The organism is Hydrogenophaga sp. (assembly GCF_030651625.1).
GTDB lineage: Bacteria > Pseudomonadota > Gammaproteobacteria > Burkholderiales > Burkholderiaceae_C > Hydrogenophaga.
In genome coordinates, this window is record NZ_JAUSCF010000024.1 from 292,702 (window position 1) to 315,673 (window position 22,972).

General features: G+C 63.3%; 23 protein-coding genes and 1 tRNA gene. 10 read left to right on the plus strand and 14 right to left on the minus strand.

The genetic code is table 11. The features are described 5' to 3' along the window. Nucleotides 1–128: 128 nt before the first annotated feature. The 5 genes from Q7V46_RS12345 to Q7V46_RS12365 all read right to left on the minus strand — a co-directional run bounded on the left by Q7V46_RS12345 (nucleotide 129) and on the right by Q7V46_RS12365 (nucleotide 5,422). Nucleotides 129–1,073 carry a lysylphosphatidylglycerol synthase transmembrane domain-containing protein gene (locus Q7V46_RS12345; RefSeq protein ID WP_304913843.1) on the minus strand — a complete coding sequence of 315 codons (945 nt, stop codon included), beginning with the start codon at nucleotides 1,071–1,073 and terminating at the stop codon, nucleotides 129–131. A gap of 11 nt (nucleotides 1,074–1,084) precedes the next feature. After that, nucleotides 1,085–1,690: a CDP-alcohol phosphatidyltransferase family protein gene (locus Q7V46_RS12350; RefSeq protein ID WP_304913844.1), complete on the minus strand. Its 606-nt coding sequence runs from the start codon at nucleotides 1,688–1,690 to the stop codon at nucleotides 1,085–1,087. Continuing rightward, nucleotides 1,683–2,345: an ATP-binding cassette domain-containing protein gene (locus Q7V46_RS12355; protein ID WP_304913845.1), complete on the minus strand. Its 663-nt coding sequence runs from the start codon at nucleotides 2,343–2,345 to the stop codon at nucleotides 1,683–1,685. The genes Q7V46_RS12350 and Q7V46_RS12355 overlap by 8 nt, the downstream gene beginning before the upstream one ends. 49 nt (nucleotides 2,346–2,394) lie before the next feature. Next, entirely contained in the window at nucleotides 2,395–4,050 is a 1,656-nt protein-coding gene (locus Q7V46_RS12360) for an ABC transporter permease (protein WP_304913846.1), read from the minus strand. A gap of 148 nt (nucleotides 4,051–4,198) precedes the next feature. Further along, complete coding sequence (locus Q7V46_RS12365; RefSeq protein ID WP_304913847.1) at nucleotides 4,199–5,422, minus strand: ABC transporter substrate-binding protein; 1,224 nt, start codon at nucleotides 5,420–5,422, stop codon at nucleotides 4,199–4,201. A gap of 150 nt (nucleotides 5,423–5,572) precedes the next feature. Between Q7V46_RS12365 and Q7V46_RS12370 the strand changes: the two genes are divergently transcribed. After that, nucleotides 5,573–6,148 carry a sigma-70 family RNA polymerase sigma factor gene (locus Q7V46_RS12370; RefSeq protein WP_304913848.1) on the plus strand — a complete coding sequence of 192 codons (576 nt, stop codon included), beginning with the start codon at nucleotides 5,573–5,575 and terminating at the stop codon, nucleotides 6,146–6,148. Next, a complete protein-coding gene (locus Q7V46_RS12375; RefSeq protein ID WP_304913849.1) occupies nucleotides 6,145–6,375 on the plus strand; it encodes a zf-HC2 domain-containing protein in 231 nt (76 codons plus the stop codon). The genes Q7V46_RS12370 and Q7V46_RS12375 overlap by 4 nt, the downstream gene beginning before the upstream one ends. Nucleotides 6,376–6,379: 4 nt before the next feature. Here Q7V46_RS12375 and ftsY read toward each other — a convergent pair whose 3' ends face one another. Continuing rightward, a complete protein-coding gene (gene ftsY / locus Q7V46_RS12380; RefSeq protein ID WP_304913850.1) occupies nucleotides 6,380–7,417 on the minus strand; it encodes a signal recognition particle-docking protein FtsY in 1,038 nt (345 codons plus the stop codon). A 29-nt stretch (nucleotides 7,418–7,446) separates the two neighbouring features. On the opposite strand from ftsY, the gene Q7V46_RS12385 reads away from it, so the two are divergent. The 5 genes from Q7V46_RS12385 (at nucleotide 7,447) to Q7V46_RS12405 (ending at nucleotide 11,904) form a co-directional block, all read left to right on the plus strand. Then, entirely contained in the window at nucleotides 7,447–8,943 is a 1,497-nt protein-coding gene (locus Q7V46_RS12385) for a pitrilysin family protein (RefSeq protein ID WP_304913851.1), read from the plus strand. A gap of 26 nt (nucleotides 8,944–8,969) precedes the next feature. After that, complete coding sequence (locus Q7V46_RS12390) at nucleotides 8,970–10,319, plus strand: M16 family metallopeptidase (protein ID WP_370690338.1); 1,350 nt, start codon at nucleotides 8,970–8,972, stop codon at nucleotides 10,317–10,319. A 79-nt stretch (nucleotides 10,320–10,398) separates the two neighbouring features. Beyond that, nucleotides 10,399–11,013, plus strand: coding sequence for a 16S rRNA (guanine(966)-N(2))-methyltransferase RsmD (gene rsmD, locus Q7V46_RS12395; RefSeq protein ID WP_304913852.1), 615 nt, complete (start codon nucleotides 10,399–10,401; stop codon nucleotides 11,011–11,013). 36 nt (nucleotides 11,014–11,049) lie between these two features. Next, nucleotides 11,050–11,568: a pantetheine-phosphate adenylyltransferase gene (gene coaD, locus Q7V46_RS12400; RefSeq protein WP_304913853.1), complete on the plus strand. Its 519-nt coding sequence runs from the start codon at nucleotides 11,050–11,052 to the stop codon at nucleotides 11,566–11,568. Nucleotides 11,569–11,595: 27 nt separating this feature from the next. Further along, nucleotides 11,596–11,904 (plus strand): YfhL family 4Fe-4S dicluster ferredoxin, encoded by a 309-nt coding sequence (locus tag Q7V46_RS12405; RefSeq protein ID WP_304913854.1) that lies wholly within the window; start codon nucleotides 11,596–11,598, stop codon nucleotides 11,902–11,904. On the opposite strand, the gene pth is transcribed toward Q7V46_RS12405, so the two are convergent. From pth to Q7V46_RS12440, 7 genes are all read right to left on the minus strand, one after another. After that, a complete protein-coding gene (gene pth / locus Q7V46_RS12410; protein ID WP_304913855.1) occupies nucleotides 11,844–12,524 on the minus strand; it encodes an aminoacyl-tRNA hydrolase in 681 nt (226 codons plus the stop codon). The two genes, Q7V46_RS12405 and pth, sit on opposite strands and share 61 nt — an antisense overlap. Nucleotides 12,525–12,754: 230 nt before the next feature. Beyond that, complete coding sequence (locus Q7V46_RS12415; protein WP_304913856.1) at nucleotides 12,755–13,378, minus strand: 50S ribosomal protein L25/general stress protein Ctc; 624 nt, start codon at nucleotides 13,376–13,378, stop codon at nucleotides 12,755–12,757. A 101-nt stretch (nucleotides 13,379–13,479) separates the two neighbouring features. Next, a complete protein-coding gene (locus Q7V46_RS12420; protein ID WP_304913857.1) occupies nucleotides 13,480–14,454 on the minus strand; it encodes a ribose-phosphate pyrophosphokinase in 975 nt (324 codons plus the stop codon). Between the two features lie 94 nt (nucleotides 14,455–14,548). Continuing rightward, nucleotides 14,549–14,625 (minus strand) — tRNA-Gln (locus Q7V46_RS12425). A gap of 91 nt (nucleotides 14,626–14,716) precedes the next feature. After that, entirely contained in the window at nucleotides 14,717–15,595 is an 879-nt protein-coding gene (gene ispE, locus Q7V46_RS12430) for a 4-(cytidine 5'-diphospho)-2-C-methyl-D-erythritol kinase (protein WP_304913905.1), read from the minus strand. A gap of 23 nt (nucleotides 15,596–15,618) precedes the next feature. After that, nucleotides 15,619–16,002, minus strand: a complete 384-nt coding sequence (locus Q7V46_RS12435) for a lipoprotein insertase outer membrane protein LolB (protein ID WP_304913858.1) — start codon at nucleotides 16,000–16,002, stop codon at nucleotides 15,619–15,621. A 119-nt stretch (nucleotides 16,003–16,121) separates the two neighbouring features. After that, a complete protein-coding gene (locus Q7V46_RS12440; protein WP_304913859.1) occupies nucleotides 16,122–17,972 on the minus strand; it encodes a lipopolysaccharide assembly protein LapB in 1,851 nt (616 codons plus the stop codon). Between the two features lie 92 nt (nucleotides 17,973–18,064). On the opposite strand from Q7V46_RS12440, the gene mutM reads away from it, so the two are divergent. From mutM to mutY, 3 genes are all read left to right on the plus strand, one after another. Continuing rightward, the gene (gene mutM / locus Q7V46_RS12445) at nucleotides 18,065–18,880 is read left to right on the plus strand and encodes a bifunctional DNA-formamidopyrimidine glycosylase/DNA-(apurinic or apyrimidinic site) lyase (protein WP_304913860.1); all 816 of its coding nucleotides are present in this window, start codon (nucleotides 18,065–18,067) and stop codon (nucleotides 18,878–18,880) included. A gap of 103 nt (nucleotides 18,881–18,983) precedes the next feature. Then, on the plus strand, nucleotides 18,984–20,927 hold the full coding sequence (locus Q7V46_RS12450; RefSeq protein WP_304913861.1) for a dynamin family protein: 1,944 nt from the start codon (nucleotides 18,984–18,986) through the stop codon (nucleotides 20,925–20,927). After that, nucleotides 20,924–22,057 carry an A/G-specific adenine glycosylase gene (mutY, locus tag Q7V46_RS12455; RefSeq protein ID WP_304913862.1) on the plus strand — a complete coding sequence of 378 codons (1,134 nt, stop codon included), beginning with the start codon at nucleotides 20,924–20,926 and terminating at the stop codon, nucleotides 22,055–22,057. The genes Q7V46_RS12450 and mutY overlap by 4 nt, the downstream gene beginning before the upstream one ends. On the opposite strand, the gene rapZ is transcribed toward mutY, so the two are convergent. Continuing rightward, nucleotides 22,033–22,959: an RNase adapter RapZ gene (gene rapZ / locus Q7V46_RS12460; protein ID WP_304913863.1), complete on the minus strand. Its 927-nt coding sequence runs from the start codon at nucleotides 22,957–22,959 to the stop codon at nucleotides 22,033–22,035. The two genes, mutY and rapZ, sit on opposite strands and share 25 nt — an antisense overlap. Nucleotides 22,960–22,972: the final 13 nt, after the last annotated feature.

The window sequence follows — 22,972 nt, forward strand, 5'->3', positions numbered from 1 at the left end:
CCCCTTGTCCGCCCGGCCCTGTGCTACTCGCCAGCGCATGACGGCGCAAGTCGGGAGCGGGATCGGACTTCCCCTCAGGCGAGCATGCCTTCTCTCCTTGAAAGGGTAGCGTGAAGCGCCTCGCGGGGTCACCTTGTCTTCAGTGCCAACCCGCCCAGAGCGACCACGCCCACCGTCAGCCCCACGGCCAGCGGCAGCGTGCGACTCAGCAGTGCAGCAGTCAGCGCATCGGCCGTGCCCACGCCTTGCGTGTGCAGCAGCAGCACCATGGCGGCTTCGGTAGCACCCACGCCACCGGGGATGAACGAGGCCACGCCAGCCAGCAGGCCCAGCGCGAAAATGGCCACGGCGTCCGTGGCCGCAACGTCATGCCCCAGCGTCAATAGCACCGCGTGCATCGCCAAGCCTTGCGCGGTCCAGGCCATGGCGCTCAACGGCAGGGCCAAGCCCAGGCGTCGTCCAGACAGCAGGTGCGAGGTGGCGGCCAGGCCCTCGGCGGTGTGGCGACCCATTGCCCCCGCGCCCAATCGGCGCGCCAGCCACTCCAGCCCGTGCGCGCGGAACACCCAGACCACCGCCACGCAGCCTGCTACCGCCAGCCATGCGCCGGTGCGGTGATCTGGCAGCCAGCCAATGGCCAGCGTGGCCAACAGCCCCACGGTGAGCAGGTCCAGCAGGCGTTCTGACAAAAAGGCGGCCAAGCTGTGCACATAGCCCACCCCCAGTGGCTTCAGGTAGAGAGAGCGCACCGTTTCACCCGCCTTGCCTGGTGTCACCGCCATGGCAAATCCCGCCAGGTAAATGTGCAACTGGCGCCCCCAGGGCACACGATGCCCGAGCGCGCTCAGAAAGCTGTGCCATCGCATGAACCGGGCGGCGTAGCTCACCAGCGTGAGCCCGATCAACTGGGCCCACAGCAACTGGGGCAGCGTCTGAACCCGTTGAACAAGGTCGCCGAGCGCGACCGGCTTCGCCATCACCAGGTAGGCGATCAGGGCCAGCACCAGCAGCACTGAAAAGCCGCGCAGCCAGCCGGTGTTGGTGCGGGGCGCAGATGTTTGGGGAGGGTTCATGCGGGCGCGGTTCACTGGAAGCGCTGCCAGCCCCAGCCGATGCGCAGGGCGGTGGTGATCCCGCACAGCACTGCAAAGCCGTAGGCGATGGCCGAAAAGTGCTGGGGCCACGCACACATGGCAGCGAAGGCAAGCAGGGTCTCGGTGGCTTCGGTCAGGCCGCCCAGAAAGTAGATGCTCTTGTCAGGAAAGGCGACCGGGGTCAGCCGCCGCTTTTCCGCCACCGCAGCAAAGGCCAGAAAGCTGCTGCCGGTGCCGATGAAGGCCGCCAGCAGCACCGCCGCGGCGAGCGCGTTGGCGGCAGGGTCGGCCAACGCAAAGGCCAGTGGAATGGCGGCATAGAACAGGAAGTCCAGCGTGATGTCCAGAAAACCGCCCCGATCGGTGGGTGTGGTGGCTCGCGCCACCGCGCCGTCCAGTCCGTCGAATAGGCGCGACAGCAGCAGCAAGGCCAGGCCGGCCATGAACTGTTGCAGGGCAATGGCCAGTGCGGCGCCCATGCCGATGGCAAAACCAGCAAAGGTCAGCGCGTCCGCGCCCACGCCCCAGCCCAGCAGCACGCGTGCTGCGCGGGTGAGTGCGGGCTTGATGGCTTGCTGGATGGCGCGATCAAACATGGTCGGTGGTGTCGGGTGTCAAGTCGATCACCAGCGTGGGGTCGGCGATGTCGGCTGCATCGTGCGTGACCAGCACCACCGGAATGCCGCGCGAGCGCACGTGCTCGAAGACGAACTGGCGGAACTGGTCGCGCAGGGACGCGTCGAGTCGTCCGAATGGTTCGTCGAGCAGCAGCGCGTGTGGGCGGGCGAGCAGGGCGCGCATCAGCGCCACGCGCGCGCGCTGCCCGCCGGAGAGGGTGGCCGGATCGCGCTCGCCATATCCGGGCAGACCGGCTTCGTCCAGGGCCTGAGCCACCTGGGTCCGGCGCAGGTCGCGGTCACCTGGCGGCACCGCAAACAACAGGTTCTCCGACACATTCATGTGTGCGAACAGGAGGTCGTCTTGAAACAACAGGCCGACGCCGCGCCGTGCCGTGGGCAGGGTGTGCAAGTCCACGCCATCGAGTTGCACCGAGCCTCGAAAGGACAACGCCTGTGCGCCTTCGGCCACCGCCGACAATGTGCCGGCGATGGCGCCCAGTACCGAACTCTTGCCGCAGCCGCTGGGTCCCATCAGGGTCAGGATGCGGCCTGGCGGTACGTTGAAGTGCAGGTCGCGCAACAGGGTGCGTTGCTGGCTGCCAAGGTGGTCGATGCGAACGGACAGGGTCATTGAAGTGGACTGCGGTGCGAGCTTGTTTGGGAACTGTCCGGCGTTGCACTCATGAACCCTGCACTTTAAATTGCCGGGGCCGACCCACCCATGCGGCCAGCGCAAATCCCAGCACGGGCAGCACAAACTGCAGCCAGGCGTAGGCGCTCGTGAGCGAGCGCTGTGCACCGGCGGCCAGCGTCACGGCCTCGGTGGTCACGGTGGTGAACCGACCCGCGCCGATGTACAGCGTGGGCAGGTACTGGGCCACGCTCACCGCGAAACCCACCGCTGCGCTGGCAGCCAGCGCACGGCGCAGGAGCGGCCACTTGATGCGCCACAGCAGTGACCAGCGGCCGTGCCCCAGGCTGGCGCTGAGCTGTCCGTAGCGCGGGTCGAAACCCAGGTAGGCGGGCGACAAGGCCAGCGAGACATAGGGCAGCGCCATCAAGGAGTGCGCCACCAGCAGCCCGATCCAATGCCCTTCGATTCGCCATTGCAGCGCCAGTGCATACAGCCCCACCACCCACAGCACGGTCGGCAGTACCAGTGGCAGATACAGCACGGGGCGAAGGGCATTGTCCCAGCGGCGCGGCGCCAGTTCGAGCCAGGCCACACTCCAGGCCAGCGCCAGCCCGGCAGACGCTGCGGCCAGTCCCAGGGTGTTGAACACGGTGCCACGGCTGGCCCACACGCTGATCCATGCCTGGTCAGTCAACCGTTCGGGCCAGAGGTAGGGGAATGGCCACACCCCGGCCACGCTACCCACCGCCAGCACCAGCAGGACGGCGCCGTACAGGCTGGTCAGTGCGATGAAAGACCACGTGAGAGAACCAGCGTGGCATTCTTCTGAACCCGTCAACGGGGCCTGGCCACGGCGCCCCGAGGGGTACCGGCTCAGGGTAGACAAGGCCAGCTGTGCGCCTCGCCAGCCAGCGCCGAGCAGCAGGACCGCTATTGCCAGCACGCCACCGGCCGCCGCACCTTGGGCGTTGATTGCCAGATCTGCGTCACGCAACCATTGCCAGGCCAGCACCGCCAGCGTGGGTGGCGCCGCGGGGCCGATGACCAGGGCCATGTCCACCACCGTCAGCCCGTAGGCCAGCACCGCCATCAGCGGCCAGAACAGCCGGGGTGCGAGCTGGGGCCAGACCACGCGCCAGAACGCCCGCCGGGGCGCGTAGCCCAGTGTCTGCGCGATGGCGTGTTCGGCCTGCCAGCGCCGACGCACGTCGTCGCGCTGCAACTGGGTGGCGGCGGTCCACAGCAAAAAAGGGATCTCCTTGGCGACCAGGGCCACGATCAGGCCCAGGCCCCAGGGGTCCTGGGTGGTGGGCCACGGAGGCGGGAAGTTGAACCCGGTGAGCCAGGGCGAGAACAGGCGCAGCAGCCAGCCACTGGGGGCCACCAGAAACACCAGGCCGATGGCGAAGGCGGCGTGCGGCGTGGCCAGCATCACCGGCAGGCCGCGCAGCAGCCGGACCAGTGAACGCCGCACGAAACCTTGTGCCAGCAGCGCGGCGCTGCACCACCAGGCCAGCAAGGTCGATGCCAGGCCGGTCCATGCGCTCAGGCCCAGCGCGCGCCGCCATTGGGTGTCGTGCCACAGGGCACGCCAGGCGCTGGCATCAAGCAGGGCACCCATCGCCATCGCGGCCGTGGCCAGCACCGGCAGGGCGACCAGGGCCAGCAGGGCCAGAACGGCCACCCTGTGCAGAGCGGTCATGGGCAGAGCATGTCAGTATTTCTTTTTGCCGAAGCAGCACCTGACGCACGAAGCGGTGCAGTCCAGGGCACCGCCGGGCCGGCTTTGCCGGACGGCCAGTGCCGCCCCCTTGAGGGGGTGACGCGAAGCGGCGCGGGGGTGTTTCATTTCAGCCACCGTAGCGGCGCGTCCACTCCCGTTCCAGCGGATCGACCCAGGCCGCGTGAGGCTCGGGCAGCGTGGGCGCAGAGTTGCGCACCTGGCCTGGCAGTGGCTGGCTGGGAAAGCGCGCACGTTCGGCGGCGGGCAGGCGCGCCACATCGAGCACCGTCGGGTCGCCCCAGACCGCGATGTCGGCCTTGCGCGCCTGTGCCTGGGCAGACAGCAGGAAGTTCGCCACCACCTGGGCGCCTGCCGCAGCACGGGCGTTGTACGGGATGGCCACGAAGTGGGTGTTGCCGATGGTGCCCTTGGCGAACTGCCAGCTCATCACGGTTTCCGGCAGTCGCCGCGCGGCAATTTCGTTGGCAGCTTCGTTCGGGTTGAAGGTCAGACCCAGCAGGAGTTCGCCATCGGCCATCATCTGGCGGATGGCGGCAGGATTCTGCGGGAACTGTCTGCCCGTGCGCCACAGGTACGGATGCAGGTCGTCAAGGAACGCCCACAAAGGCGTTGTCACACGGGCGAAGTCCGCCTCCACGGGCGGTTGCCCCAAGACAGATGCATCACCCACGGTTTCGATCAGGGCCTGTTTGACGAAGGTGGTGCCAGTGAAGTCGGGCGGACGGGGGTAGCTGATGCGACCGGGCTGGCTGCGCGCCAGTGCCAGCAGTTCGGCCATGCTTTGTGGCGGATTCGGCAGCCGCCGGCTGTCGGCATACAGGGTGAACTGGGCCATGCCCCAGGGGGACTCCATGCCCTCCGTGGGCACCGAAAAGTCGTTGAGCGTGGTGGGCTTGCCGGTGGTGTCCACATGACGGAAGTTCGGCAGGCTTTCCGCAAAAGGGCCGAACAGCAAGCCATCGCGCTTCATGGCGGCGAAGTTCTCACCGTTGATCCAGACCAGATCCGCCGTGCCTTCGCCCGCGCTGCGCCCGGCGGCCTTTTCGGCGCGAACGCGTTTGACGACGTCAGCGGTGTCGGTGATCTTCACGTGTTCCAGCTTCACGCCATACGCAGCCTGCACCTGCGCGCCGACCCATTGCAGGTAGGCATTGGTGCGTTCGCTGCCAGCCCAGGCGTTGAAGTACACGGTCTGTCCGCGGGCGGTCTTCTCGACCTCGCTCCATGTGGTGCCGGACTGCGCCAGGGCAGGGTGCAGGCTGCTGCCGGCGGAGGCCCCGGCCAGCACCAGCCATTCGCGACGGGAGAGGGTGTGTTTCTCGAATTTCAAGTTGGGGACTCCAGCGTTCGGGGGAGCTTACCGGATCGACAGCGTCTGCTGGCTGTGCTGCCACAACAGAGATAGTCCCTGGGAAAGCACGCTCTACGATCGGTCGGTCGTTGCCGGGTTTCCTTACACTGGCAAGCCAGCGGGCCACACATGCCATCAATAATTTCCTCCGAATACGAGCAGCAGTTGGTCGTCCTGCGCGACTACCTGATGCGTTTTGCACGTCTGCAGTTGCGCAACGAGGCGTGGGCGGAAGATGCTGTGTCCGAAACCCTGCTGGCCGCCCTTGCCAAGCCGCAAGCCTTTGAGGCCCGCTCACAGCTCAAGACCTGGCTGGTGGGCATCCTCAAGCACAAGATCATCGACATACTGCGCCAGCGGCAGCGCGAGGTGGTACTCGACGAAGGTTCCGACGACGACAGCTTCGATCCGTTGGAACACATGGCGTTCAAGACGGATGGGCATTTCGCCGAAAAACCGACAGAGTGGGGCAACCCCGAGCGCGACATGCAGAGCCGGCAGTTTTTCGCAGTACTCGAGGCCTGTACCGAAAAGCTGCCACCGGCGCAAGGGCGCTTGTTCCTGATGCGCGAATGGCTGGAGCTCTCCAGCGAAGACATCTGTAAGGAACTCTCACTCACACCGACCAACCTCTATGTCCAGCTGCACCGCGCCCGACTCCGCTTGCGCGAATGCCTTGAACTGAACTGGTTTGTCACACGATGAAGCCCGTCTACCCTTTCCGCCGCACTTGCAAAGAAATCACCGCGCTGCTCATTGCACGCGAGGACCGCGATCTGCCGTTGTCTGATCGGTTGGCCTTGCGATTGCACATGGCCATGTGCCAGGCGTGTCCGCGCTTTGAGCGGCAACTGCTCACCATGCGCAACGCGATGAAGCAATGGCGCAGCTACGCAGAGGCGGTCGAGGGCACAGGCAAGGAAAAGGATTGATCTCTCAGGCGAGCAGGGCCTGGGCAAATTCCCGCGCGTTGAAGGTTTCCAGGTCCTCCAGCTTTTCGCCCACCCCAATGAAATACACCGGAATGGGCTTTTCGCGTGCGATGGCACAGATCACACCACCTTTGGCCGTGCCGTCCAGTTTGGTGATGATCAGGCCGGTGAGGCCCAGCGCTTCGTCAAAGGCCCTGACCTGCATCAGGGCGTTCTGCCCCGTGTTGCCGTCGATCACCAGCAGCACCTCGTGCGGTGCCGTGGCGTCGGCCTTTTGAACCACGCGCTTGATCTTGCGCAACTCTTCCATCAGGTGCAACTGGGTGGGCAGGCGACCGGCGGTGTCGACCAGCACCACATCGCGCCCCCGTGATTTGCCGGCCGTCACCGCGTCGAAGCTCACTGCGGCCGGGTCGCCGCCTTGCTGGGTGATGATCTCCACCGTGTTGCGATCGGCCCAGACGGCCAGTTGCTCGCGTGCCGCAGCGCGGAAGGTGTCGGCCGCCGCCAGCAGCACGGTGGCGCCTTCCTGGGCCAGGTGCCGGGTCAGTTTGCCGATGGAGGTGGTTTTCCCCGCGCCATTGACGCCCGCCACCATGACCACTGTGGGCTTGTGTTGACCGATCACCAGGGCTTTCTGAAGCGGTCTGAGCAGGTCCGCAATGGCATCAGCAAGCAAACCCTTCACGGCGGCCGGGTCGGTGGTCTTGCTTTCCTTGACGCGGCGTTTCAGGTCAGTCAGCAGGAATTCGGTGGCTTTGACGCCGCTGTCGGCCATCAGCAGGGCGGTTTCCAGGTCCTCGTACAACGCATCGTCGATCTGGGTGCCGGTGAAAACGGTGGTCAGGCTGGAGCCCGTCTTGCGCAGGCCCACCTTGAGCTTGTCCATCCAGCTCCGCCTGGGGGCCTCGACGGGCACCGGTGGTACTGCGACCGGGGGCTCAGCCTGGGGTGCGGGCGATGCGGTCAGGGGCTCCGGCAGGGCCGGGGTGGGCGCGACGGGATCGGGTGTGGGGGCTTTTTTGCGAAAGAACGAGAACATTTTTCCATCTCTAGAATCCATTGCATTCTATGAAACGCACTTTGCTTGCGCTCAACGCGCTGATGGCGGCCACATTCGCCCTGGTTCTTTCCCCCATCGCCCTGGCAGCATCGCCATCCTCGCCGCCCCTTGCGTCGCCTGCGGCGGCCATTGGGTCCACCGCTTCCCCGGCGGTGAATGCCTTGGTCGCACAGCAGTTCACGCTGGCCAATGGCATGACACTGATCGTGCGCCCGGACCGCCGTGCCCCCACGGTGGCGCACATGCTGTGGGTGCGGGTGGGCTCCATGGACGAGGTCGACGGTACCTCGGGCGTGGCGCATGTGCTGGAGCACATGATGTTCAAGGGTACGCCAGACCTCAAACCGGGTGAGTTCTCGCGGCGCGTGGCTGCGCTGGGCGGGCGTGACAACGCCTTCACCAGCCGGGACGCTACGGCCTACCACCAGCAGGTGCCCTCCAATCAACTGGAAGCCATGATGCGCCTGGAGGCCGACCGGTTTGCCCGCAACCAGTGGGCGGACGAAGAATTTGTGCGCGAGATCGAGGTCATCAAAGAGGAGCGGCGGCAACGCACCGAAGAGTCCCCTCGTGCGCGCATGTTCGAAGCGCTCAATGCCATGGTTTTCCAGGCAAACCCCTACCGGCGACCCATCATCGGCTGGATGAGCGATCTCGACGCCATGACACCCGCCGATGTGCGCGAGTTTTACCAGCGCTGGTACAGCCCGACGAACGCAGCGGTGGTGATTGCCGGTGATGTGGATGTCGATCAGGTGCGGGCATTGGCAGAAGACATCTACGGGCGCCTTCCGGCACGGGCCTTGCCAGACCGCAAGCCGCGCGATGAACCTTTGCAGGTCGGTCCGCGCAAGCTCGAGTTCCGTGCCGTGGCCGATCAGGCGCTGGTGGCATTGGCCTGGAAAGTGCCGCGCTGGACCGGCGAGGGCGATACCGGCGACGGTTCGCAGCAGGATGCACTCGCGCTCACGGTATTGTCGGCCGTACTCGACGGCTACAGCGGCGCCCGGCTGGAGCGGGCGCTGGTGCAGGGCTCCGGGACGGGGGGCAAGCGCGTGGCCGATACCGCCGGTGCGTCATATGGTCTGATGGGACGAGGGCCGCAGCTTTTCCTGCTCAGCGCCGTGCCCGCGCGTGGTGTGACACCTGAGATGGCCGCTGCCGCCCTCAAGTCCGAAGTCGAACGCATCGCCCGGGAGGGCGTCAACGAAGCCGAACTGCGCCGCGTGAAAACCCAGTGGACCGCCAGCGAAATCTACAAGCTCGATTCCGTGTTCAATCAGGCGCGCGAACTGGGCAGCTACTGGATCAATGGCATGCCCATCGACACGGGTGAGCGTCTCATGAAGCTCTTGCAAGGCGTGACGGCGGCGCAGGTGCAGTCGGTGGCTCAGCGCTATTTCAGCGACGAACAACTCACCACTGGCGTGTTGGTGCCAGACCCCGGGCGGCGAGAAGCTACCACCCCTGCCGCTTCCGGCAACCGTCCCGCCCTTCGTCATTGACGCGCCGCCGCGCTGTCTGGAATTTCATGTCATCAACTTCATTCTTCAGTGCGCGTTTCAAGCGCTTGTTGTGTGCGCTCGGCGCCTGTCTTTTGGGGCTCCAGGTGCAGGCAGCCATGCCCATCGAACACTGGACCCACGCCAGCGGTGCGCGTGTGTATCTGGTGAGCACACCCACCTTGCCCATGCTGGATGTGCAGGTGAACTTCGACGGTGGCAGCCGGCGCGAACCCATGGCCAAAGCCGGCCTGGCGAGCGCCACCGCCGGTCTGTTTTCCGGCGGCGTGATGGCCCAGGGTGAGTTGCCCGCGCTTGATGAAAACCAGTTGAGCGAGGCCTGGGTCGATCTGGGCGCCCAGTTCGGGGCACAGGCGTCGTCCGATCGTTTCACCGTGTCGCTGCGCACGCTCACCGAGTCTGCGCTCCTGGAGCAGGCCGTGGCGCTGGCAGCCCGACAACTGGCCGCACCCTCGTGGCCTGATGCCGTCTGGCAGCGCGACCGCGAACGCACCCTGGCTGCGCTCAAAGAGGCGGAGAATCGCCCGGCCACCCATGCAGGTCGAACCTTTTCGCGCGCGGTTTTCGGTGAGCATCCGTATGGATTCGAAGCCACTGCCGACACCCTCAACACCATCTCGGTGGCCGACATGCGCAATTTCTACCGCCGACATGTGGCCGCTTGTCGCGCCCAGATCAGTCTGGTGGGTGCTATCGACCGCGCCGGCACCGATCGCATCGTGAGCCAGTTCATGGCCGCCGTCCAGCCGCACGGCTGCGAACCGCTGGCAGAAGTTGGTGAGGTAAAACCAATAGACCGCGCAGTCGACGAGCGTTTGCCCTTCAAGGCAGCCCAGGCCCAGGTGCTCATCGGGCAACCGGGCGTGGCGCGCGATGATCCTGATTTTTTCCCGTTGTTCGTGGGCAACTACATCCTGGGTGGTGGTGGATTTGTGTCCCGTCTGACCACCGAGGTGCGCGAAAAGCGGGGGCTGAGCTACAGCGTGTACAGCTATTTTTCGCCTGGACGGCACGCGGGGCCTTTCCAGATCGGGCTGACCACACGCCCCGATCAGGCAGACGAAGCCGTCGGCGTGGCGCGAGAGGTGGTGCGCGCCTTCGTGGCCGATGGGCCGACCGAGGAAGAGCTGACGGCAGCCAAGGAAAACCTCGTCAATGGCTTTGCGCTGCGCATCGACAGCAATCGCAAGCTGCTGGACAACGTCGCCAACATCGCCTGGAACGGCCTGCCGCTGGATTACCTCGACACCTGGACCCAGCAGGTGGAGCGCGTGACCGTGGCCGACATCCGGCGCGCATTTGGCCGGGTGCTGCAACCCGACCGCATGGTCACGGTGGTCGTGGGCGCCCAACCCTGAGTGGCCTGGCCCCATGTGCCATCAGCGCGGGTGGCGGTTGCCGTAAGCTCGTGCGCTGTTTCATGTTCGGACTCAATGAATGAAAGCAACCGGCAAAAAGCCCGTTGGCCGTCTGGCCAAGGTTCCCCACGAAGTTCGCATCATCGGCGGACTGTGGAAACGAACCAGACTGAGCGTGATCGACGCGCCCGGGCTGCGCCCCACGCCTGCGCGCGTGCGCGAAACCCTGTTCAACTGGCTGGGCCAGGATCTCACTGGGTGGCGCTGTCTGGATGCCTTTGCTGGCACCGGTGCGCTGGGCCTGGAAGCCGCTTCACGCGGTGCGACCGAGGTGGTGCTGGTCGAGCATGACAATGAGCTGCTCATGCGCCTGCGCCGAATGAAGGACCAGCTCAAGGCGGAGGTCGTGAGGGTGGAGCGGGGTGATGCCGTGGCTTCCCTGAGGCAACGAGCCGGGCAGAACCTGGATGTGATTTTTCTGGATCCGCCTTTTGCCGAGGGTGGCAATGAGGCGCTGTTTGCCACTGCCTTGGCGGCCGCAGGTCAGGCCATCGGATCGCAAGGTTTCATCTACCTGGAAGCCCCTCGCCCCTGGACCAACGATGAGCTTTCCCAGATGGGGCTGGAGCTGCATAAACACGGCCGTGCGGGTGCCGTGGCCTTTCACCTGTTGCGGACTTTGCCCGCGCAGTAGTGGGGCGGCGCCAGGCCCTCGCGCATAATTCGCTGAATGAATGCAGTCTTGTCCACCCCCGCCACCGGCGCGCGCATCGCCGTCTACAGCGGCACGTTCGACCCACTGACCCTGGGGCATGAGGACGTGGTGCGTCGGGCCGCACAGCTGTTTGACGAGGTGGTGCTGGCCGTGGCCATTGCCCACCACAAGAAGACCCGTTTCAGCCTGAAAGAGCGTCTGGAAATGGCTGCCGAAGCCACGCGAGACCTGCCCGGGCGCGTGCGGGTACTGCCATTCGATGGCTTGATCATGGATTTCTGCCGGCAGAACGGCGCAGTGGCGGTGGTGCGTGGCATCCGCAACGTCACGGATTTTGACTATGAAGCACAGATGGCCGCGATGAACCGCAAGCTCCACCCCGGGGTGGAAACCGTGTTCCTGTTGCCGCAGGCCGACCTGCAATGCATCTCCAGCACCCTGGTGCGTGAGATTGCGACGCTGGGCGGTGATGTGTCGGGCATGGTCAGTGCGCCGGTGGCCAGGGCGTTGGCGCCCAAGCCCTTGCAAGCCTGAGCTTTTTGGCGAAGAGGGCGAGACACCATGGCACTCATGATCACAGACGAATGCATCAACTGCGATGTGTGCGAGCCAGAATGTCCCAATCAGGCCATCTACATGGGTGAGGACATCTACGAGATCGATCCGGCAAAGTGCACCGAGTGCGTAGGGCACTTTGACGAACCGCAGTGTGTGCAGGTGTGCCCTGTGAGTTGCATTCCCATTCATCCCGGGCACATCGAAAACCGGGAGACGCTCTGGCAGAAATACCAGCGTTTGCAGCAGCAGGGTCAGGCGTCTTCAGGTGCGGGTGGCGCGCCAGTGGCTGATCCTGCATTGACCAAGACCTGAGCGGCTGGGTCTTCCTTTTTCTCGGGTCTGGGTGGTTTGGGCCGGGGTGGCTTGCTGGTGTGAATCAGCGCCGTGGCCTTGTTCATGTCACCCGCAACCAGATTTGGCAGTGCTTTCAGACTGCGGTCCAATGCCTGGGCAATGGCGATGCGGTCGTCAGGCGAAGGCTTCTTCAGTACCCAGTTCGCCACCTCGTTTCTGTTGCCAGGATGGCCAATACCGATCCTCAGCCGCCAGTATTCGGCACTGCCCAACTGAGCATGGATATCACGCAAGCCATTGTGGCCGGCATGGCCGCCACCCTTCTTGAGCTTGGCTTCGCCTGGCGGCAAATCGAGTTCATCGTGAACAACCAGCACCTCCTCGGGCGCGATCTTGTAGAAGCGGGCGAGCGAGGCGACTGACCTGCCTGAGAGATTCATGAAGGTCTGCGGCTCGATCAGCCAGACGGACTGTCCACCCAGATTGGCGCGTGCCACCATGCCCTGGTGGCCCCGCTCCATCTGCAGCGAAACCTTGAGCAGGCGGGCTGCTTCATCCACCCACCAGAAGCCCGCGTTGTGGCGTGTGTGCTCGTATTCAGGTCCCGGATTGCCCAGGCCAGCGATGAGTCGGATCATTCACAGGATTATCGGTGAGGTTAGAACGAAAAACCCCCGCGCCGCTTCGAGCCACACCCTCAAAGGGACGGCATTGCCGTCCGTCCTGAGATTGTCGAAGGGCGGCCCAGCGGTGTCCTGGATGGGACTGTTTCATGCGTCGTGGGTCGCACGCTGCGCGGTGGAGCAACTGAAATGACAACGGCCCGCAGAGCGGGCCGTTGGTGGCAGAAGCAAGGGTCCGGAAGGACTTACTTCTTCTTCTTGCCCTTCTTGTCGTCAACCGCAGCCACCACAGGAGCGGCCACCACTTCTTCGACGGGCTCGACCACGGTCGCCACCGTCAGGTTGCTGCGGCCGTGCATGACCAGCTTGATGCCCTTGGTCAGCTTGATGTCACCGGTGTGGATGGTGCTGCCCTTGGTCACTTCACTCAGATCGACCACGATGTTTTCTGGCAACTGGGTGGCCAGGCACTCGATTTCGATCTCGTTCATCACGTGGTTGATCACGCAGCGGTCGACTTTCACGGCTGGCGAGCTCTCAGCGCCTTCAAAGTGCAGTGGCACCTTCTTGCGCAGACGGGTCTTGTCGTTGACGCGCTGAAAGTCCACGTGCAGCACTTGTGGCTTGTAGGGGTGGTACTGCACATCGCGCAGCAGCACTTTTTGCACGGTGCCACCAACGTCCATGTCCAGGATGGCCGAGTGGAAGGCTTCCTTCTTCAGGGCATGCCACAAGGCGTTGTGATCGAGTTCGATCGTGATGGCAGGCGCATCACCGCCAAAAACGATACCGGGCGCGCGACCGGTGTTGCGCAGACGGCGGCTCGCACCCGTACCCTGCTTGGCGCGCTCAAAAGCGACAAATTGCATGACATTCTCCATTTGAGGGGTTCCGCGACCAGAACGCCTCTGTTGATAAAGAGCAGCCCCTCAAATGAGGCGCGCTCGCTTTTTGCTGCCAGCAGGGTCTCTTAGAAGAGGTTGTCCTGATCGGCAAACAAACTCATGACCGACTCACCCGAGGCAATGCGCGCGATGGTCTCTGCCATCAGCGGTGCCACGGAGAGCTGGCGAATCTTGGAACAGGCTTGCGCCGCCTGGGACAACGGGATCGTGTTGGTCACCACCACTTCGTCCAGTGCGCTGCCCTTGGCGATGCGTTCAATGGCCGGTCCGGAAAAAATCGGGTGGGTGCAGTACGCATAGACATGCTTGGCACCGCGTTCCTTGAGCACCTCTGCCGCCTTGACCAGCGTGCCTGCGGTGTCGATCATGTCGTCCATGATCACGCAGTTGCGACCATCGATGTCACCGATCACGTGCATCACTTCGGACACGTTGGCCTTGGGGCGCCGCTTGTCAATGATGGCCATGTCGCAGTTGAGCTGCTTGGCCAGCGCGCGTGCACGCACCACGCCGCCCACGTCTGGAGACACCACCAACAGGTCGGGATAGTTCTTCTGCCGCAGGTCGCCCAGCAGCACGGGGGACGCGTAAATGTTGTCGACCGGGATGTCGAAAAAACCCTGGATCTGGTCTGCGTGCAGGTCCATGGTCAGCACGCGGTTCACACCAACTGCCTGGAGCATGTTGGCCACCACCTTGGCCGAAATGGGCACGCGGCTGGAGCGGGGGCGCCGGTCCTGGCGGGCGTAGCCGAAGTAGGGGATGACCGCAGAGATGCTCACCGCCGATGCGCGCTTGAGCGCGTCGACCATGATGATCAGCTCCATCAGGTTTTCATTGGTCGGCGCGCAGGTGGACTGAATCACGAACGCATGTCGGGCGCGGACGTTCTGGGTGATCTCGACAGTCACTTCACCATCGGAGAAACGCCCAACATTGGCCGCGCCGAGCTGCGTGCCGAGGTGCTGGGCAATTTCCGCAGCCAGCACCGGGTTGGCGTTCCCGGTGAAGATCATGAAATCCGGGGGCTGAACTTGCATGGTGTTTCCAGCGGTTTGAACGAAGCCTCTGAAGCTGTCGTCAAAAAAGCCATCTTGAGATGGCTGGTCGCGTGCTTGTCGTGCTTAAAAAGGGTGGCAGGGGAGAAAGGATTCGAACCTTTGCATGCTGGAATCAAAATCCAGTGCCTTAACCAACTTGGCGACTCCCCTACACAAGCTGCGTGCCCGGCTTGTCACCTGGCAGGCAGCAAAAAAATGTCGCTGAATCTGCATTCAGTGCTTGACAGCAGAGTCCGACATTCTAATCTGGACACCAGCCAAACAATGGATGCACATTCATATTGCTGCAAACTTGCACCGTCCATGTGCCTGGCACGTCGGACAGGTCCGGCGAATGGCGCGCATGTGCGAATACCGCAGTACCCGACCCCGTCATGCGACCTGACATACCGTGGCTCTGAAGCCAGTCGATGCACAGTCCCACATCGGGGCACAAGCCCTGTGCGACGGGTTGCAGGTCGTTGTGGCCGAAGTCCAGAATGCTCTGGAGATCGAGTCTCAAGGTGCCCGCTGACTCGTTTGCAGCAAAGCCTTGGAGTATAGCAGTTTCAGTGTCCCTTTTAAGGTCCGAAGATCGGAATATCTGTTGTGTGGACGCCCCGCCCGGTGGTTTGACCACAACAAAACGGGTTTCAGGCAAGGAAACCGGGATCAGTTCTTCGCCTATGCCCTCCACCCATGCCGTCTGCCCGCCAATGAAAAAGGGCACATCGGCCCCCAGGGGCAAGGCGATGGATGCAAGCTGGGACCGGCTCAGGCCCAGCCCCCAGAGCCGGTTCAGAGCGAGCAGGCAACTGGCCGCGTCGGAAGAGCCACCACCCAGACCGGCCTCGGCGGGAAGGCGCTTCTCCAGCCCGATGTGCGCGCCCAGCGGGCAGCCTGTGGCGGCCTTCAGCGCTTGGGCGGCTCTCACGCAGAGGTCGTCGGCGGGGAGTGCGGGGCCTGATATGTCTTCCCTCGTGACAAGCCCGTCGTCGCGGCACTCGAAATGGAGCACGTCGCACCAATCGATCAACATGAAGACGGATTGCAACAAGTGATAGCCGTCCAGCCGCCGTCCTGTGACGTGCAGAAACAGATTGAGCTTGGCGGGTGCGGGCACATCGAGCAACCGCCTCAGCGCTGGAGAGTTGGACCTGTTGTTCAAGGTTGGAGTATCAGTCGCAACTCGGCGCTGGGCAGCGGAAAGTTGCGCTTCGCTGTGATCCGCCCGTCTTTGTACCGCGACAGATCGGCTTGCCAGCCATCGGCCTCCAGAGCAGTCCCGTTCAACCAGGCAAACAGGGCGGCCACCGGCAGCGCCGTTCCTCCCAGTTCGGTGGTGAGTTCTTCAAGATTGCGCTTCTTGACGACCTGGTCGCCTTGGCGCCATTCAGCGTCTGTTTCGGTCCATGCCACGCTGGCCACGGCATTGCCCAGGGGGGACGTGAGCAGCAGTCTCCCTGAAGCGGGGGAGCCCCTGAGGTCGAATCCGGCCGTCACCGACTGAACCGGCTCGGTCTGGACAGTCAGTGCCAGGCGACCCATCCATGCGGATTCTCCGGGCAGTACCTGCCTTTGAGGTGTTGCGCAGGCAGCCAGCAGCAGGGAACATGTCATCAGGCACCAGAGCCGCCGCTGGCCGACAAGCGCGGTGACCCAGCCACTCACGGTTGCACCTGAAATCTCTTCAGCGTATTGAGAAGCGTCTCATTGTCGTTGGCCAGGAGAAGGCCTTCTCGCCAGATTTTCAATGCCTGCTCGCGTTGACCCAGCACCCAGTGAACCTCACCGAGGTGGGCCGCGATTTCTGCATCCGGACGTTTGCCGTAGGCCGCTTGCAGGATGCTCAGCGCACGCGGCACATTGCCCATTCGGAATTCGACCCATCCCAGGCTGTCCTGGATGTAGGCGTCACCAGGCGCCAACGCCACCGCTTTTTCGATCAATTCCTTGGCTTCGGGCAGGCGGACGTTGCGATCGGCGAGTGAGTAACCCAGTGCGTTGTAGGCATGGTGGAAATCGGGTTTGGCCGCAATCAACTGCCGAAGCAGGACTTCCATTTCAGCCAGGTTGTCGGCTTTCTCGGCCATCATGGCCTGGTCGTAAAGCAGGTCGGTCTGGTCCGGGAACTGCCTCACAGCTTCCTTATAGACCAGATAGGCCTCTTGCCACTGCTTGAAGTCCCTGAGCAACTGGGCTTCTGCCACCAGCTTGAGTCTGGCATCGTCAGGTCGGCGTTCAGGGTGGTTGCGCAGCAGTGCCCGGGCCTCGGTCATCTGTCCCTGTCTGGCCAGGAGCGACGCACGGCGCATTTGCGCTGCCATGATGTCGTCTGCATTTTCAATGCGGTCGAGCCAGGCATTGGCCGCCTGAATGTCGTTCTGCTTCTCGGCGATTTGAGCCATGAGCAGATAGGCTTGAGTCAGCCCCCGGGCCGATCGTTCGTCACCAGCCTCCCGCGCCAGTCGCATGTGATTCTGCAGCGATTTGCTCGCCGCATCCAGCTTGTTTTCCTGAACCTGGATCGTGGCCTGTAGAAGCCACGCATCCGCCAGCTCAGGCTGGTTCGTGGTCAGGCTCTCCAGTTGACGGGCAGCCTCTGCCGTGCGCTGCAGGTCGAGCAGGATGCGGGCATAGGCCAGGGGAACCTGTGAACCAAACGGGCCAGCGGGCGAAGCCACGCGCAGATGGTCGCGCACGATGTCCTCCGCCCCGCGCTGGCCGCGTTCCACCAGTTCAAGGGCCAGCATGGCTGGAAAGGGCGACTGCGGGTTGGCTGCGTGGCCCTTGCGCGCCGACGTCAGCGCAGCTTCGGGTTGCTCCACCGCCAGTTCCATGCGCCCGACGGTGGTCCATGCCGCCGGCGCATGGGGGCCCTGAAGATAGGGGTTGAGGGTGCCTTGAACCACTTGCAAGGCGAGTGCCTTGTCAGACACGCGCGCATAGGTTTGCGGAATCGCGTTGATGGTTTCGTCTCGCGAAACGCCGTCGCCAGAGGCCAGCAGAGACGTGAGTGCTGGCCCGGTTTCTGCCACGCGATTGAGTGCAAGCAGGATCTGCAGCACAAACCGGTCAGCGTCGGGCGACCCAGGCAGATCCCGTGACCAGGCGCGCGCAGCACTGAGCGCCGATTCTCCCGAGCGTGCCTGCAGGGCGATATCGACCGCTCGTCTGTACAGGAGCGGATCCCGTTGATTGCGTGCCGCATCCAGAATCAGTGAGTAGGCCGCGCCTGCATCTCCGGTGCGCGCATGGAGTTCACCGATCAGGAGCTGGTAGAACAATGGGGCATCGAGCCCCGAATTCGAAACAGAATCCGAAACGGCTTCGGATGCCTTGACTGGATCAGCCGTGCGCGGAGTGGGCGCCGACGTTTGTGCACAGGCTGCCATCGATGACACAGCCATCCATGTGGCCACCATGGCGTGACCGACGCGACGCTGAAGACTGGGGGGCATGGTGTCGCTACGCTGGCAATCCAGAAGGGGTGTGGGGGTGCTGCGCAGGGTAGACATCGGATGATGATAATTGAAGGGTTGTGGTCCGAAGTGGATAGGAGTCCAAGACCCTCATTGCGTTCCACCCCTTTTGAGAATGCCGACACGTCATGCCTGAATTGCCCGAAGTCGAGGTCACACGTCGGAGTTTCGTCGACCGCATTGCCGGGGCGAAGGTGCTGGGCGTGCATTTGGGAAAGCCACTGCGCTGGCCACTTGGGTGTGAGGCATCTGAGCTCCTGGGGCGTTCTGTGCTTGAGGTGACGAGACGAGGCAAGTACCTCATCGTCCAGCTTGATGACGGCATCCTCCTTGTCCATCTGGGCATGTCGGGTAGTCTCCAGTTTGCTCCCTCATTGCCCGAGAGGGGTCCGCACGACCATTTCGAGCTTCACACCAGCAGGGGTGTCCTGCGCCTTCACGATCCCCGTCGCTTTGGTGCTGTCGTGTACGCCACAGGGGTGAGTGAGCCGCCTGCCACCAAGCTTCTCGAGCGGCTGGGGGTCGAGCCACTTGAAGCAGGTTTTGATGCGCTGCGGTTTCATCAGGCGCTGCGACAGCGCCGCAGCAGCATCAAGCAGGTACTGCTTGCAGGCGATATCGTGGTGGGGGTGGGCAATATCTACGCATCCGAGGCCTTGTTTGCTGCCGGCATACGACCCACACTCCGTGCCGACCGACTGAGCAAACCGCGTGCCATACGCCTCCATGGGGCCATCGTCGCGGTCTTGCAACGGGCCCTGGTTCTGGGAGGCAGCACACTGCGCGATTTTTCCAGTGCCGAGGGACAGTCCGGCTACTTTCAGCTCGATGCGATGGTTTACGGTCGAGCCGGCCTGCCATGCCGCGTCTGTGGTAGCGTCGTCAAGCTTGTTCGTCAGGGTCAGCGCTCGACCTTTTTCTGCCCCAAGTGCCAGAAGCCCTGAGCATCGGGGGTGCGCCTGGCGCACCCGTTGTACCGTACCTCTGACGATATGGATTCTGGCCAGGGGCCGGTGCTATATTGCCGGCATCAAAGAGACAAGGGATATGAGCTTCAATCAGGAATTCGATCAGCACGGGGTGTGGCGCCGACAGTTTGCCTTGCGGCTGCGGCTATTGTCCGAGTGGCTGACCGACCACGACCTGATGGAGCCCGGTATTCGCGAGCGCCTGGACCAGCTTCATGAGCAGGTTCGCAACGACAAGATCATGGTGGCCTTTGTTGCGGAGTTCTCTCGCGGCAAGTCTGAACTGATCAACGCCGTTTTTTTTGCCGGGTACGGTCGCCGCATCATGCCTGCCAGCGCCGGGCGCACCACCATGTGTCCGACCGAACTCGGGTACGACGCAGACATTCCGCCTTGCCTGCGACTGCTCCCCATTGAGACCCGCCTGCACGCCAAGTCGCTGCTTGACTGGCGCAATGCGCCCGAAAAATGGGAGCGTATCGACCTGGATGTGAACGATCCCCATCAACTGGCACAAGCGATCCAGAAAGTGGCCGAGGTCCGCAAGGTCACTCAGGCAGAGGCTGCCGCTCTGGGCTTCTGGAACGACGAACTGCCTGATGACAACCCCCTGCCCAGCCCGGACGGGATGATCGAAGTGCCGAAATGGCGGCACGCATTGATCAACATGGCGCACCCGCTGCTCAAGCAGGGACTGGTGATTCTGGACACGCCAGGGCTCAATGCCATTGGCGCCGAACCTGAGCTGACCGTCAGTCTGTTGCCTCAGGCACATGCGGTGGTGTTCATCCTGGCGGCCGACACCGGTGTGACCAAATCCGACCTGGGCATCTGGCGTCAGCACCTCTCGGTGTTGGGTGAGGGCACAGAGTCTCGACTGGTGGTGCTGAACAAGATCGACACCATGTGGGATGCGCTGAGTTCGCCCGAGCAGGTTCAGCTTCAGATCGCATCCCAGAGAACCGATGCTGCCGACATTCTGGGATTGTCGCCACGCCAGGTGCTTGCCGTGTCAGCGCAAAAGGGGCTTTTGGCAAAGGTCAATCGCGACAAGAAGCTGCTCAAGGCGAGCAAACTGATGGAGCTGGAGACAGCGCTGGGTGTGGATCTGCTGGGCCAGCGTCGCGCGATTCTTAGAGCGGCTGTGGCATCAGGCATACAGTCCCTTCGTCTGGAGACCAGTCGACTGGTGCACACGCGTGCGCGCGATCTGGTGGAGCAGGTGCAGGAATTGGAAGGACTTCGAGGCAAGAACGACGGGGTCATCAAGCAGATGCGTTTGCGCATCGAGCAGGAGCAGGCCGAGTTTGATGCGAGTGGAGCGAAGATACAGGCGGTGCGTTCGGTGCACTTGCGGCTGTTGAAAGACCTTTTTGCGCTGCTGGGACACACCCATCTCAAGATCGAGGTGGCAGCGCTCACAAAGGCACTCAAGCAACCGGGTGTCAAGCTGGGTGTGCGTCGGGCATATGGGAAGACCTTTGAGAGCCTGCGCGAGGGCCTCATCCAGACAGAGCGTCTGGCGGGTGAAATCCAGGCCATGCTGGAGGGCAGCTTCAAAGGATTGAATGCCGAATACGGGTTTTCTCTGCAGGCGCCCCCCCAACCCAAGCTCGCTCGCTTCTACAGGGATCTGGAACTGATTGAAAAGAGCCACGTCCAGTACCTCAGCCTGGGCAATGCACTCAGGCTCGCACAACCTGAATTTGCCGAACGGCTGGCCAGAGCGCTCATGAGCCGCCTGCGCGTGGTGTTTGAGACGGCGGTCAACGAGGTCGAGCTGTGGAACAAGTCGGCTGCTGCGCAGCTTGACGCCCAGTTGCGCGAGCGCCGACGCAACTTCGGCCGACGCATCGAAGCGGTTTCACGTATCCAGCAGGCAGCGGGCGGCCTCAATGAGCGGATTCGCGAGCTGCAGGCGTTACAGGCCGAACTCCATCTGGCAGACGCCAAGCTGGCCGAACTCACGGAACACCTGCTCTCAGCCAAGGAAGACGAAGTCGCAGAAGCAACGGCTGCATGAGCAGCGGCGCGTCTGTTGGCGCTGGCTGCGCCGTACCTGCCGGTTTTGCAGCAGCCCTGATCGCCTGGCAGCGGGTACATGGCCGTCATGGCCTTCCCTGGCAGAGCACCCGCGATCCTTATGTGGTCTGGCTCTCGGAAGTCATGCTGCAACAGACACAGGTGAGCACGGTGCTCACCTATTTCCCTCGATTCCTCTTGCGGTTTCCAGATGTGAGGGCCTTGGCCAGCGCCAGCACAGACGAAGTGATGGCCCTCTGGAGCGGACTGGGCTACTACAGTCGTGCGCGCAACCTGCACCGCTGCGCCCAGATGGTGGTGACCGAGCATGGGGGTGAGTTTCCCCGGTTTGCCAGCGCTCTGGCAACGCTTCCGGGTATTGGCGAGTCCACTGCTGCTGCCATTGCCGCGTTCTGCCATGGCGAGAAAATCTCGATTGTCGACGGCAATGTGCGGCGGGTGCTGAGTCGGCTGCTGGCCTATTCAGGTGACCTGTCAATGGCATCGGCGCAGAAGGAGCTGAGCTTGCTGGCTCAGGCGCTGGTACCCAAGACCACTTTCGGCGACGATATGTCGGCCTACACGCAAGGGCTCATGGACCTGGGTGCCACCGTCTGCACCCGAAGCCGGCCGCTGTGCGAACGATGTCCCGTGTCGGAGCTTTGTCGTGCCCGGGCCGCAGGCATCGCCGAACAGTTTCCGGTCAAGACCCGAAAGACCAAGAGACGGCACGAAACCTGGTGGCTCCTGTTGGCGAAGAGGGTGCTGCGTTCTGGCCAGATTCAATGGTGGCTTTTGCGCCGTCCAGCCCGGGGCATCTGGGCCGGGCTCTATTGCGCGCCCGTGTTTGAGAGCGAGGTCAGGCTGATGGACACACTTGACGCCGCACAGCGCGAAGAAGTGCAGTTGCTTGAGCCGGTATCGCACAGCCTGACGCACCGGGAACTGCGGTTGCAGCCGTTGCTGCTGGAAATTGCAGAGCCATGCGCTGCTGTGCCTGCAGGCGAGGGTCAGTGGGTGTCTGAGCGCGATCTGCACGCCCATGGGATGCCGGCCCCGTTGCGCGCATTGCTGATGGCTCAAGCTCAGCAGCCAGCCGCCCCTGTTCAGGGAGCCGCACCTGCCCGCTGAGCCAGCGTTGCAGGCCAGCCGTCGATTTCGCGATGACGCACGCGCGTGGCCCATTCCGCACCAAAAGCCTTGGCCAGTCGCTCGACAAGGTACACCGACCGGTGTTGTCCGCCGGTACAACCAATGGCGACGGTGACGTAGCTTCGGTGGTCTTTCAGCATGTGGGGGAGCCACTGTTCGAGGAAGGCCTGGATCTGCGCTTCCATTGCCCGAACTTCATCCTGGACTTCAAGATACGCTGCCACCGCCGCATCGCGGCCGGTCAGGGGTTTGAGTGCGGGCTCATAGTGGGGGTTGGGCAGCATACGCACGTCGAACACGAAATCCGCATCCATGGGAATGCCCCGCTTGAACGCGAACGACTCAAACACCAGCGTCAAGGGCGCAGGTGATGTGCTGAGCAGCGCTTTGATGTGGCTTCTGAGTTGAGCTGGCCGGATCAGGCTGGTGTCAAGCACCAGCGCCTGGTCGCGGAGCTCAGCCAGAAGATCCCGCTCGTGTTCGATGGCGTCGGTCAGAGCCCGTTGCTGGTCGTTGGCGGTCTTGAGCGAGAGTGGATGCAGACGTCTGGTTTCCGAGAACCGTCGCACAAGCGTGTCTGTGGTGGCATCCAGAAAGACTGTGGTGAGCTGGATTTTTTTCTCGGCCTTCCGGGTGAGACGTTTCAACCGCTCCGGCAAACCAGGCAGTGAAGCGGCGCTGCGCACATCCATGGCAATGGCCACCTTGTGCGCTCGGTGGGTTTGATCCAGTTCGACAAAGGCATCGAGCAGGTCAGGTGGCAGGTTGTCCACGCAGAAAAACCCGATGTCTTCCAGCGCTGTCAGCGCGACCGATTTGCCTGATCCGGACATGCCCGTGATCAAGACCAGTTCAATGGCGGTGTCTGGCGTATCTGTCATGTGACTGGATGGG

Coding starts and splice junctions, on each gene's coding strand:
- Q7V46_RS12420 (WP_304913857.1), bottom strand. CDS start 14,454: ATGCAAGTTCAGCCCCCGGATTTCATGATCTTCACCGGGAACGCCAAC.
- Q7V46_RS12450 (WP_304913861.1), top strand. CDS start 18,984: ATGAGCTTCAATCAGGAATTCGATCAGCACGGGGTGTGGCGCCGACAG.
- Q7V46_RS12440 (WP_304913859.1), bottom strand. CDS start 17,972: ATGTCTACCCTGCGCAGCACCCCCACACCCCTTCTGGATTGCCAGCGT.
- mutM (WP_304913860.1), top strand. CDS start 18,065: ATGCCTGAATTGCCCGAAGTCGAGGTCACACGTCGGAGTTTCGTCGAC.
- pth (WP_304913855.1), bottom strand. CDS start 12,524: ATGATCCGACTCATCGCTGGCCTGGGCAATCCGGGACCTGAATACGAG.
- Q7V46_RS12375 (WP_304913849.1), top strand. CDS start 6,145: ATGAAGCCCGTCTACCCTTTCCGCCGCACTTGCAAAGAAATCACCGCG.
- ftsY (WP_304913850.1), bottom strand. CDS start 7,417: ATGTTCTCGTTCTTTCGCAAAAAAGCCCCCACACCCGATCCCGTCGCG.
- mutY (WP_304913862.1), top strand. CDS start 20,924: ATGAGCAGCGGCGCGTCTGTTGGCGCTGGCTGCGCCGTACCTGCCGGT.
- rsmD (WP_304913852.1), top strand. CDS start 10,399: ATGAAAGCAACCGGCAAAAAGCCCGTTGGCCGTCTGGCCAAGGTTCCC.
- Q7V46_RS12385 (WP_304913851.1), top strand. CDS start 7,447: ATGAAACGCACTTTGCTTGCGCTCAACGCGCTGATGGCGGCCACATTC.
- Q7V46_RS12345 (WP_304913843.1), bottom strand. CDS start 1,073: ATGAACCCTCCCCAAACATCTGCGCCCCGCACCAACACCGGCTGGCTG.
- Q7V46_RS12405 (WP_304913854.1), top strand. CDS start 11,596: ATGGCACTCATGATCACAGACGAATGCATCAACTGCGATGTGTGCGAG.
- Q7V46_RS12390 (WP_370690338.1), top strand. CDS start 8,970: ATGTCATCAACTTCATTCTTCAGTGCGCGTTTCAAGCGCTTGTTGTGT.
- Q7V46_RS12350 (WP_304913844.1), bottom strand. CDS start 1,690: ATGTTTGATCGCGCCATCCAGCAAGCCATCAAGCCCGCACTCACCCGC.
- Q7V46_RS12360 (WP_304913846.1), bottom strand. CDS start 4,050: ATGACCGCTCTGCACAGGGTGGCCGTTCTGGCCCTGCTGGCCCTGGTC.
- Q7V46_RS12435 (WP_304913858.1), bottom strand. CDS start 16,002: ATGGGTCGCCTGGCACTGACTGTCCAGACCGAGCCGGTTCAGTCGGTG.
- coaD (WP_304913853.1), top strand. CDS start 11,050: ATGAATGCAGTCTTGTCCACCCCCGCCACCGGCGCGCGCATCGCCGTC.
- Q7V46_RS12415 (WP_304913856.1), bottom strand. CDS start 13,378: ATGCAATTTGTCGCTTTTGAGCGCGCCAAGCAGGGTACGGGTGCGAGC.
- Q7V46_RS12355 (WP_304913845.1), bottom strand. CDS start 2,345: ATGACCCTGTCCGTTCGCATCGACCACCTTGGCAGCCAGCAACGCACC.
- Q7V46_RS12370 (WP_304913848.1), top strand. CDS start 5,573: ATGCCATCAATAATTTCCTCCGAATACGAGCAGCAGTTGGTCGTCCTG.
- rapZ (WP_304913863.1), bottom strand. CDS start 22,959: ATGACAGATACGCCAGACACCGCCATTGAACTGGTCTTGATCACGGGC.